The sequence below is a fragment of the Staphylococcus borealis genome, assembly GCF_001224225.1.
GTDB classification, from domain to species: Bacteria; Bacillota; Bacilli; order Staphylococcales; family Staphylococcaceae; genus Staphylococcus; species Staphylococcus borealis.
On record NZ_CUEE01000016.1, the window covers coordinates 18,475 to 27,502 of the forward strand.

15 protein-coding genes and 2 pseudogenes are annotated in these 9,028 nt (G+C 36.0%); all 17 read right to left on the reverse strand.

What is annotated here, in order from left to right:
• Position 1: 1 nt before the first annotated feature.
• Complete coding sequence (locus tag AK212_RS12410) at positions 2–823, reverse strand: N4-gp56 family major capsid protein (RefSeq protein WP_053031448.1); 822 nt, start codon at positions 821–823, stop codon at positions 2–4.
• Positions 824–844: 21 nt separating this feature from the next.
• The gene (locus AK212_RS12415) at positions 845–1,435 is read right to left on the reverse strand and encodes a phage scaffolding protein (RefSeq protein WP_053031450.1); all 591 of its coding nucleotides are present in this window, start codon (positions 1,433–1,435) and stop codon (positions 845–847) included.
• A 92-nt stretch (positions 1,436–1,527) separates the two neighbouring features.
• Positions 1,528–2,472 (reverse strand): phage head morphogenesis protein, encoded by a 945-nt coding sequence (locus tag AK212_RS12420; protein ID WP_053031451.1) that lies wholly within the window; start codon positions 2,470–2,472, stop codon positions 1,528–1,530.
• Positions 2,435–3,850, reverse strand: coding sequence for a phage portal protein (locus AK212_RS12425; protein ID WP_053031453.1), 1,416 nt, complete (start codon positions 3,848–3,850; stop codon positions 2,435–2,437). The genes AK212_RS12420 and AK212_RS12425 overlap by 38 nt, the downstream gene beginning before the upstream one ends.
• A complete protein-coding gene (locus AK212_RS14035) occupies positions 3,851–4,108 on the reverse strand; it encodes a hypothetical protein (RefSeq protein ID WP_154392034.1) in 258 nt (85 codons plus the stop codon).
• On the reverse strand, positions 3,996–4,622 hold the full coding sequence (locus AK212_RS12430; protein WP_053031455.1) for an HNH endonuclease signature motif containing protein: 627 nt from the start codon (positions 4,620–4,622) through the stop codon (positions 3,996–3,998). Before AK212_RS12430 ends, AK212_RS14035 begins: the two co-directional genes overlap by 113 nt.
• 52 nt (positions 4,623–4,674) lie before the next feature.
• Positions 4,675–4,899: a Hint domain-containing protein gene (locus AK212_RS13910; RefSeq protein ID WP_244881456.1), complete on the reverse strand. Its 225-nt coding sequence runs from the start codon at positions 4,897–4,899 to the stop codon at positions 4,675–4,677.
• A gap of 54 nt (positions 4,900–4,953) precedes the next feature.
• A pseudogene (locus AK212_RS12435) lies at positions 4,954–6,156 on the reverse strand (PBSX family phage terminase large subunit); the annotation flags it as partial.
• The gene (locus AK212_RS12440; RefSeq protein ID WP_053031459.1) at positions 6,140–6,574 is read right to left on the reverse strand and encodes a terminase small subunit; all 435 of its coding nucleotides are present in this window, start codon (positions 6,572–6,574) and stop codon (positions 6,140–6,142) included. The pseudogene AK212_RS12435 and the gene AK212_RS12440, both read right to left, overlap by 17 nt.
• Positions 6,575–6,887: 313 nt before the next feature.
• Entirely contained in the window at positions 6,888–7,304 is a 417-nt protein-coding gene (locus tag AK212_RS12445; RefSeq protein ID WP_053031460.1) for a transcriptional regulator, read from the reverse strand.
• Between the two features lies 1 nt (position 7,305).
• On the reverse strand, positions 7,306–7,479 hold the full coding sequence (gene rinB, locus AK212_RS13495) for a transcriptional activator RinB (RefSeq protein ID WP_154392035.1): 174 nt from the start codon (positions 7,477–7,479) through the stop codon (positions 7,306–7,308).
• Between the two features lie 12 nt (positions 7,480–7,491).
• Positions 7,492–7,671 (reverse strand): DUF1381 domain-containing protein, encoded by a 180-nt coding sequence (locus tag AK212_RS12450; protein WP_053031462.1) that lies wholly within the window; start codon positions 7,669–7,671, stop codon positions 7,492–7,494.
• 12 nt (positions 7,672–7,683) lie between these two features.
• Positions 7,684–7,848: a hypothetical protein gene (locus AK212_RS13690; RefSeq protein ID WP_174841938.1), complete on the reverse strand. Its 165-nt coding sequence runs from the start codon at positions 7,846–7,848 to the stop codon at positions 7,684–7,686.
• Positions 7,845–7,994, reverse strand: a complete 150-nt coding sequence (locus tag AK212_RS13955; RefSeq protein WP_154392036.1) for a DUF1381 domain-containing protein — start codon at positions 7,992–7,994, stop codon at positions 7,845–7,847. Before AK212_RS13955 ends, AK212_RS13690 begins: the two co-directional genes overlap by 4 nt.
• Positions 7,991–8,224 (reverse strand): hypothetical protein, encoded by a 234-nt coding sequence (locus AK212_RS12455; protein ID WP_053031465.1) that lies wholly within the window; start codon positions 8,222–8,224, stop codon positions 7,991–7,993. The genes AK212_RS13955 and AK212_RS12455 overlap by 4 nt, the downstream gene beginning before the upstream one ends.
• Before the next feature lie 36 nt (positions 8,225–8,260).
• The gene (locus AK212_RS12460; RefSeq protein WP_154392037.1) at positions 8,261–8,890 is read right to left on the reverse strand and encodes a hypothetical protein; all 630 of its coding nucleotides are present in this window, start codon (positions 8,888–8,890) and stop codon (positions 8,261–8,263) included.
• A 10-nt stretch (positions 8,891–8,900) separates the two neighbouring features.
• Positions 8,901–9,028: pseudogene (locus AK212_RS14040) on the reverse strand (MazG-like family protein); the annotation flags it as partial.

Consider the following 9,028-nt stretch of genomic DNA (forward strand, 5'->3'; position numbering starts at 1 on the left):
CTTACGCACCAGTGCCAGCACCTTTAGTAATCTTAACTGCTTTACTTTCATCGTAAAGGTAAGCTACATAGTGTTTATCACTGTATAAATAAGTTGTTTTAGTTGAAGGGTCACGGTCTGGTTCTAAGAAGAAATCACGTTTAGTGATTAGTTTAACAGCACCTTTTTTAGCTAAAATAGCTTCACCTTCTTTTAATTTTTTAGAACGTACAATGATAGCACCTAAGGCCTCACCAAACGCACCTTTAACGATAATATCGTCACCTAACTGAGTTGCACGAGTGAAGTTTTCAGATGCGCTAGCACGTAATTTACCAGCATCTTTAGGATTTACAAATAAAACCATTGGTTCTAAATCTTCATCTTCAAATTTATCGATTGCAGTTTCTAAACCAGCCAATGTACCCACATCTGCACTAACTGTTAATTTTGTACCTCTTAAAGCTTCTAGCACATCGTCATCAACTTTGTTTGCAATAGCTAAACCGTGTTGACGTACTGCTTCTCCTTGAGGGTCGCCATAACCTGATAGTAAAGCCTCATCTGTGATATGAGTACCTTTACCAATTTTATGGATTTTAGCCTCACGTTTGTTTGTTTCGATTTTGTCTACTGGAATTTTTTCGCCTTCCGGTACGACTGTTGCATCTCCACTGTATACAAACGCAGGAAATGTGATTGTGTCACCAGGTTGTCCTACTAATGTGTTATCAATTTCTGCAAAAGATGCTAAACGTAATTTTTTATCTAATTCAGCTTGCATCATTGGCGCTAATACTTCAGGTACAATTTGCGTACTTAATGTTGTTGTTCCTTGAGCCATGTTATAACCTCTTTCTTAATATTATTCGACTAATTTGTCGTAAGTAGCACGATCGTTAATAAACAATTCAGTACGTTCCGCGACGCTCATGCTATCGAATTGTTCTTTTGTAATGCCTGTTTGCATTGTTTTGCCGTCTGCAGGTTTGTTACCTACTGGCTTGTTATCGGCAAATAAATAAGGCTTAGACTCTTTAAGCGTTTCAATCGCTTTATCTAAACCCTTAACAGTGCCGTCATCTTGTAATTCCAGTTCGTCTTTATTAACGAATGCTAGAATGTCGTCAGCATCATTTGCATCTTTTGCAACAGCTAACTTAACAGCGTTATTCAGTTGTGATTGTTTGTACTTATCCTGCCACTCTGCGTTACTTTGTTTTACTTCTTCGAGCTCTTTTTGCAACTCGCTATCATCTTTCACAGAGTTTTGTAATTCGACAATTTGATTATCACGGTTAGTAATTTCTGCTTTAAGTTCCTCAATTTCTGCATTTTTATCGTTTAAACGAGAACGTGGAACAATTCCAGATTTACTTTCATCAATAGCGTCAATTACTTTTTGTTTATCAATTTCACCGTCTTTAAATTGTCCGAGTAATGCGTATAAGTCCATGTGTTAATTGCTCCTTTTACGTTTTTAACGTGTTACGACACGAAAGATTGTATTAAAAAGAAGCAGTTTAACGACATGCTAAGGTCGAGTGATTACTGTTTGCGTTTATTCTTCTCCCACTCACGATATGTCGCGAATGGTATAATGCCGTCATCTTTAGTTCTCATGACAGTAGGTAATTCATCTTCATTAAAGTAATAAAGCAATTTACATCGACAATTGATATTCTCTTTGGCACTAGCATCACCTACAAACAATTTAGGCGCTTGTCCGACGCAACCAGATGAATGGAAGTTATCATCGATATCAATCGCTTTTCCGTCTAAATGCCGATGTGTGTCACGTGTCCTATTATCTTTAGTAGCTAACCAACGTTTTTTCATTCCACTTAAACCATTATCTTTAGCTACTTTTGCACTATCCAAACCAGCTTGTGACATTGCTCTACCTGCCTCTGTACGTGCCACACGTTGAGCTTGCGCCTTAGACATGCCCAAATCATCACGCAACGCTTTTGCTATATGTGTATAACCTTTACCGTTTACAATACCTTTAGTGATTTCTATACGTATTTTTTTAAGTACGTTAGAACGATGTTTTTTGAGTGTTCCGGTTAACTCGATATACTTAATCGGTTGTTCAATTGCCTTAGTAATTACAGACGCAGTAGGTACATCAAACTGCATAGACGTTTGACTTGCCATTTCATACAAATAAAGGCTCATCAAAAACTTTTCGATATAAGCGTTTTGCTGCGTCCGACGGATAGTTTTAGCAACTTCTTTGTAATCTTCCGTCAACATCTCGCCTATTCTGATAAGTTCTTTATTGAGCCTGTTGTACTTATTAAATTCAGTCCACGTGACATATACGTCATCAGATTGGTACTTTTCAAACATATCTGCGATTTCTTGTTGTATTTGCTTTAATCTACGTGAGAATAGTATTTCTATTTCACTTTCTGCTTGTTTGATGAGTTGGTTGATATAGTTATCAATGTCATTCTGGTTGTTTATCTTCGGATTGTCTTTGCTCATTCACAGCACCTCCAGTATCGATATCTGGTAACTGTGTATTGAGTTCAAGTTGTTCCTGCTCGATACGTTCCATTTCTGCAGTCGGGTCATCAACCCAAGGGTGATGTCTCACGATTGTTTCTTTAGATAGATATTGAGATTGTGCAGCAATTTGTGATTGTTCTAAATCGTTCATCATTCTGTTGAAATTGAATGTGATTTCAATATCTTTCGGATCTACTTTTAATTTGTAGAAATCGATAATAAACTCAATTAATTCTTGTATAGCAACAGTAGCTTTATTCTTTAGCTTATTCGCTTTTAAGTCTAAGTTACCGTATAAGAATTTGAGTGCAATACCACTAGGCGCAGAGCCGAATTTATCTGTTTGGAAATCGACACCTTGCCCGAACTCCATAATGTTCTGACGCATCATATCGATATATTCTTTTGTACTAGCAACTGGCACCTCAACTTGTATCGTTTCAACGCCACCTTCACTATCTACATTAATTGCTTTGTAGTATTTTAAGCCTTGCATAAACTCTTTAAGGTTCTCGCCTTCATATCCACGCAAGATATAAATCAACTCTGCACTTTCATCAAACATATTTTGTGTATCAGATAAACGTTTATCAATAGCATCTATAATTGTTTTATATTGCCAAATGTCCGATACTTCTTCAGGGTTATTTTTGAATGGAATAAACGGAACTCTGTTCCAACTACCTGTAGAGAAGTGTGTTTGCTTGTTGTTCTCACTATAGTAGTAATCGTTGATTAATGACCCATTCTCATACACATAGTATGTAACATCAGTATCGGTCCAGTATTCTACTTTAGTTTCATCGTTTAATTTGAATACACGTATAAACGCTTGTAATACATCTCTTTTGCTATCTTTCCATATTGGGATAGCTTGCTCGGCAGGTACTCTGAATAGCTTAAAATCGCCGTTCTCGTCAATATACGGTTGCACCCACTCAACACCTTTGTTACTTGCAGCAGTGAGTACATCGATTAACTCGTTATCCCAACGGTTATCAAGCACTTCGTGAATAGTATCTAGCATCTTTTCGTTCTCACAAGAATAACTCACTGGGTTAGTCACAAGATAAGCAACTTTTTGGTCAACTAAGTTTTGATGATAGTTAGTAGTAATACGCCAATCTGGTTTATCGATGTCAAGATTACCGTCTAGGTCGTATTTATACTTTTGTCTGTAAATATCATTATCTTTATCGTAGTAGCGTTGCCCTGTTGATATACGCTCAATATCTTTCTGATGATTTTGTACTAAACGCACAATCATCTCTTCTTGCGTTTCAACTTTAGGCGCTAACTGTTCTGTTATTTCTTCATAATATGGTTTCTCCCACGGCCAACGAATAGTAATCACCTACCTTAATATGCTCATATGATTTTGACGCATATCACGTTCTAATGCGTAACGTGTAGCGTCTATACAATTGTGTATAATTAAACCACCATCAACTGAATAGTTGTGGTGGTCTTCAACTTCCATATTATAAACATTTTGTACGCTATGAAATTTTATCGATTTTATCTTTTCTCTCTTTGGTTCTTTTCCTGTTTGCACAACTTCTGGAACATGTTTTTGTCTTTCTATACTTATTGACTTTAAATTCTTTACCACAGTATACACACTCCCTTATCTCATCATCTAAACCACTTTTTCTTCGCCACTTTGATTTACACTTATTAGAGCAAAATCTGTTAACACCTGTATCTTGTGCTTCAAATTCTTTTCCGCACTCTTTGCATTTAAACTTTTTCATTTGATGTAGTTTCTCTTTGGTATTTTCGTAATGTTTTTTGTGCCATTTACGCCCTTCGTCTGATTTGTGCCACTTATTCGCGGCTGGTCGAGCTTTTTCGTCTAAGTTTCTTATAATTTCTTTTCTTTGCAAATTTGCTCGTTCTAGCCCATGTAACGTGGCGTGTTCACCATGTTTCATTAGTTGTAAGTTCGTAATATCGTTATTACTCTTATCATGATCTAAATGATGTATATGGCAACCATCAGGTATAGGTCCATTGTAGTATTCCCAAACATATCGATGTAATCTCTTGCGCTTAGTAGAATTTAGATAATATCCAGTTTTGTCATCTCTAGTGAATTTCAAACCATTAAAAAATACGTATTTCATAGCATCATCTCCTTAATTCTATTATACCAAAAGAATAACGAGAAGTATCTACTTATATACTTATTATTTCATCGTCAGTATTGAGTTCTTTAACCATTTTCCAACCACTTGTGGTTAATATTAAGTGGTCGCTTGTAGCTTTTATTTTCTTACCACTTTCGGTCTCGATTTCAAAGACTTTAACGTTTCTTCTGGTCATTCTTACATCGAAATAAGTTGATGTTGTTGCAATACCTTCAATCTCGTCAAAACACTTAACTCTACCGGTAGAACCCACCAATTCTCTGATAGGCTTTTGACCATTGACAGTGTCAATTAGTGTATCTCCTGTAATGCAGTGATTGTCTTTATCTTCTAATCTCGGCTTAACATTACCGTCTTTATCTGTTTCGTAATCAATATTCTCAAATTCTCTTGCAATATTTGGTGTTCTCTTAGGGTCAATCACAATAGCATCTAAATCATCAAGCCATTGTTCTCCGTGTTCAACACTGTCAGGACCTTTTTTCACACCTTTAACTCTTTTGATACCATGTTCTTGTTTAAGTTCTGCAATTGACTTGGGTTCGGCGGAGTCACAATATATCTCGTCAGATTGATAATCTTTTTTCTTTAACCAATTAGCGAACTCACGATTACTTATCTGCACACCGTAGTGTTCATCAACTGCGTAGATAATACGTTTCTTTTTATCGTAATGCCAACGTACAAACGCTAATGGATCAGTTGCGTAACCAAAATCTGTTCCGTTACGAATGTTATCAAATGTGCTGTATAACTCATCTGGTATAGTTTCTATGCGTAAATTGTTGAATGGTACCACACCACTACCAATCGCCTCACCTAGATATTCCCAGCGATACCTTAATTCATTACGTTGTTTAGCACTTTCAGCTTCTTGTATAAACTGTTTAGATATAAAAGGGTTATTTAAGTATGTTGAGTGATGTACAAACGTATTGTCTGGTTGGAATGATGTTTCGTACTTCTTGTTTGCCCAGTGTTGTTTTCTTTTTGCTGGGTTGTACGAGAAATAGAATTTGTAGAACAAACCTTCGTCTAACTCGCCACGCAACATTGAATTGGTAATCGTAGTCACTTCATCTTCCGTTTTAAACTCGCCTAATTCTTCTATCCACATAATAGAAAAAGGGAACCGACTATCTTTTAACGATTTTAATCGTTCTGGGTTCTGCGCCCCTCTGAAGATAATTCTGTTCCCTCTTGGTATAAATGTGATTTCCATAGGCGATACTTTAACTTTGAATAAGTGAGATACTTTCTGTTCTTCAATTGCCCATTTAATCTGCTCAAATACAGATGTTGCTAGTGTATTATCTGTTTTACGTACAACTACTGCATTCATTGGATAACGCATAATCAGTTGAGTAATGATAATGGATATATCGGACGACTTACCACTACCACGCCCACCTTTTGCTACTATGTTGAGAATGTTAGGATTCTTAGTTGCTCGCCATAAATCATGAAAGTGCTTAGGTATCAATTCCGATAGATTAAGTGATGTCATCATTGAATTGCACCGTCGCATTCGTTTCGATTTGTTGCTTATCCGTCCACATCATATAACGTTTCCCCAATAACTCTGCAGCTTTTGTTCTAGCGTTTGTATCTGATCGTTTCTCTAAACTTTCTACTTCCATTTCACCTTTACCAATTCCAATAGGTATTAGTTCTTGGTCGGTGATTTCGCCACGCACAACTGAAGTTAGGTATTGTAGTATCTCATCTTGGTCTGCAATACTTTGCTTTTTTAGCTTTTCCATACGCTCATCTATAGCTTTTTTTATTCCGACATTTTCCAACAGTTTATGACTTCTAGCTTTTGCGTACTTTTCACTATATCCTGCTTTTAATGCCGATTGATAAGCAACGCCTGTCTTAACGTACTCATCAACGAATGTCTGTTGTTTTAAATTTAGTTTTGTCATGTCATATATCACAACCTTATGCTAATAGCTTAATAAATTTAATAATAAAAAAAGACTACTCGAGTTGCTCTCGAATAGTCACATATGGAAGGTAATTAACAATGCAAAATCAAGTTTATCCAGAAAGGAGAAAAAGTACCTACCCAACGGATAGGCACTCAAGCAATCAGAGGACAGTCACACCGGACTAATCCCAACTGGTCACTTTCATTGAGAACTAACCAGCTACCTCAAAACGAGGGTTTGTGTGGATAGTTCTTACAGTATCATAATAACGGCTTTTACCGTGGACTTATACGCCTTTCAAGTCCATTTACACATAACCAATCAACTCAGCCAACCTATTAATCATTGCGTTACGTCGTCTTAATATACTCGATTTACTTGTCCCAAAGTATTCTGCTAAGTCTTCCCACTCGTAACAACCAATCGGACATTCCCAGTATCGTTTGTTAATCATATCAAGTGTATCTTCATCAGCTTCTGCTACTAACTTATCAACGCCATTAACGATATTACTTAACATGACATATCGCTTATTGCTTAACTTCTTGATAGCCTGACGTTCAATTGGATTGCCAGGTAGATTACTTTTGCTAGCACCTACATTCTCTGGTTCATGATTTTCTAGCAACTCATACTCACAAACCTTTAGTTCCTTACGATAACGTTCTACATGTTGAATATATTCTTCTAATTTTCTAATATCATGACGTTCAATCGTTATCAATCTAATACCCACCTGCAATTCCGTTAATATCGTATTGATCACTTACCCTAGCATAATCACTAGGAGCGTCCACATCATCTTTACTCTGCAACTTAACGATAAGTTCGTTAGTTATATATTTACTAAGTTCATACAATGCAATGATGAACCATATTTTTAGTATGCGTTTAATCATTCCACTCACTCCTTATAAAAAGTCTGGTAACTTACGCTTAGCATTTTTATTTGGTTTTACAACTTTCTCTTTAGCTTCTTCCATACTCTCTGCTTCTACCAACGTCATACGTTCATTCTCTCTAGGTTGTTCTACATCTACATGTACATGACCTGTGCTATCTGTAAATTCTCTAATTAGGAATTGTTTCATGGTATCACTCCTTTATTCTGGTAAAATTGTATAAATTGTTAATAATACAAATATTATTAAAGTATCGACCCAATCGCGTGTAAGTAATAAACATATTGCAAAAATTGCTGTAATACCAAATATGATAGAAGCGAAACTGAATAATAAAGACAGTATTGTTGTAATCACGTCTTTCACTTCCCCAGCACCTCTTTCACTCTTTCTAAGATATCCTTACTCTCCGCCTCCACAATCGAGAGAATTTCATTGTTACGTGCTTTCTCAATGTCTGTGTGAATGTGTCCTGTGCTGTCTTTGAATTGGCATATTAGGTATTGTGTCACGGTATCACTCCTTGATTTTTAACTACTATAATCGCTCTGTGCGAACCGTAATCTATATGAAGATCATTACCTACTTCCCAAAATCTTAAATAAGGTGTTATAGGTAGTTCCTTCAACTTAGGTAGCTGTTCAGTCATTTCTAACCAACTAGAACCTTTTACAACTTCACCTAATTTGATACCTCTTTTATGATGGTTCTTTTTCAGATACACTTTAGAATACTGTGTCACTTCCTCAGCACTTCCTTTACACGTTCTAGAATATCCTTATCCTTCGAGGTCTGATTGCTTGATTGTTCTTTTTGGTGCATCAAAATCTACTCCATGTTTATGTCTATAATTAATTAATGATTGAGATAAACCAGTCATTTCAGATATTTCAGCTAAGGTTCTTTTTTTACCCTTATACTTAACCTTTACATTATTCCCTCTATTTCGTTGTTGTGTTTTCATATCAACCCATCTACAATTATTAGGTTCATAATTTCCATTGCTATCTATTCTGTCTATGGTTAACCCTTTTTTGCACCCATTCATTATTGCCCATTCTTTAAATTTAGAATAGCTGTTGTACCATTCATCAGATACATTTATTCCTCGCTCTCCATACCATTTATAATTTGATGAATTAGGTTTTCTACATCTCTTTTTTATACCTCGCCACACATAGTACAAATCACTTCCTGTATCCCCATGGGTTTTATTATTCTTTCCCACTTTATTTAAAACTTCTTGTTTTAGACACCCACAAGATTTAACAGTATTATTTCTGATAGATTTGCCGGTTGTTACAAAAGAATTACCACAATAACACTCACACAGCCATGTTATTTTCTTATCCTTATTAGTCCCTTTTCTTTTCAAAACCCTACAGCCATTGAAACTAACTCCAGTCATATCTATACCTCTAGTCATTTAAATCACTCGCCTTAATAAATGTGCCGTTCACAGTACGCCCAGTTCTCCCTTTAATCTCGTCATATGCATACTGTAAACACTCCTGTAACGTCATATCATGTTGTTGTGCCAAAATGA

Excerpts from the sequence above, each read along its gene's own strand:
- AK212_RS12460 (WP_154392037.1), bottom strand. The coding sequence starts at position 8,890 with ATGACTGGAGTTAGTTTCAATGGCTGTAGGGTTTTGAAAAGAAAAGGG.
- AK212_RS12420 (WP_053031451.1), bottom strand. The coding sequence starts at position 2,472 with ATGAGCAAAGACAATCCGAAGATAAACAACCAGAATGACATTGATAAC.
- rinB (WP_154392035.1), bottom strand. The coding sequence starts at position 7,479 with ATGATTAAACGCATACTAAAAATATGGTTCATCATTGCATTGTATGAA.
- AK212_RS12450 (WP_053031462.1), bottom strand. The coding sequence starts at position 7,671 with ATGAAACAATTCCTAATTAGAGAATTTACAGATAGCACAGGTCATGTA.
- AK212_RS12440 (WP_053031459.1), bottom strand. The coding sequence starts at position 6,574 with ATGACAAAACTAAATTTAAAACAACAGACATTCGTTGATGAGTACGTT.
- AK212_RS12410 (WP_053031448.1), bottom strand. The coding sequence starts at position 823 with ATGGCTCAAGGAACAACAACATTAAGTACGCAAATTGTACCTGAAGTA.
- AK212_RS12415 (WP_053031450.1), bottom strand. The coding sequence starts at position 1,435 with ATGGACTTATACGCATTACTCGGACAATTTAAAGACGGTGAAATTGAT.
- AK212_RS12430 (WP_053031455.1), bottom strand. The coding sequence starts at position 4,622 with ATGAAATACGTATTTTTTAATGGTTTGAAATTCACTAGAGATGACAAA.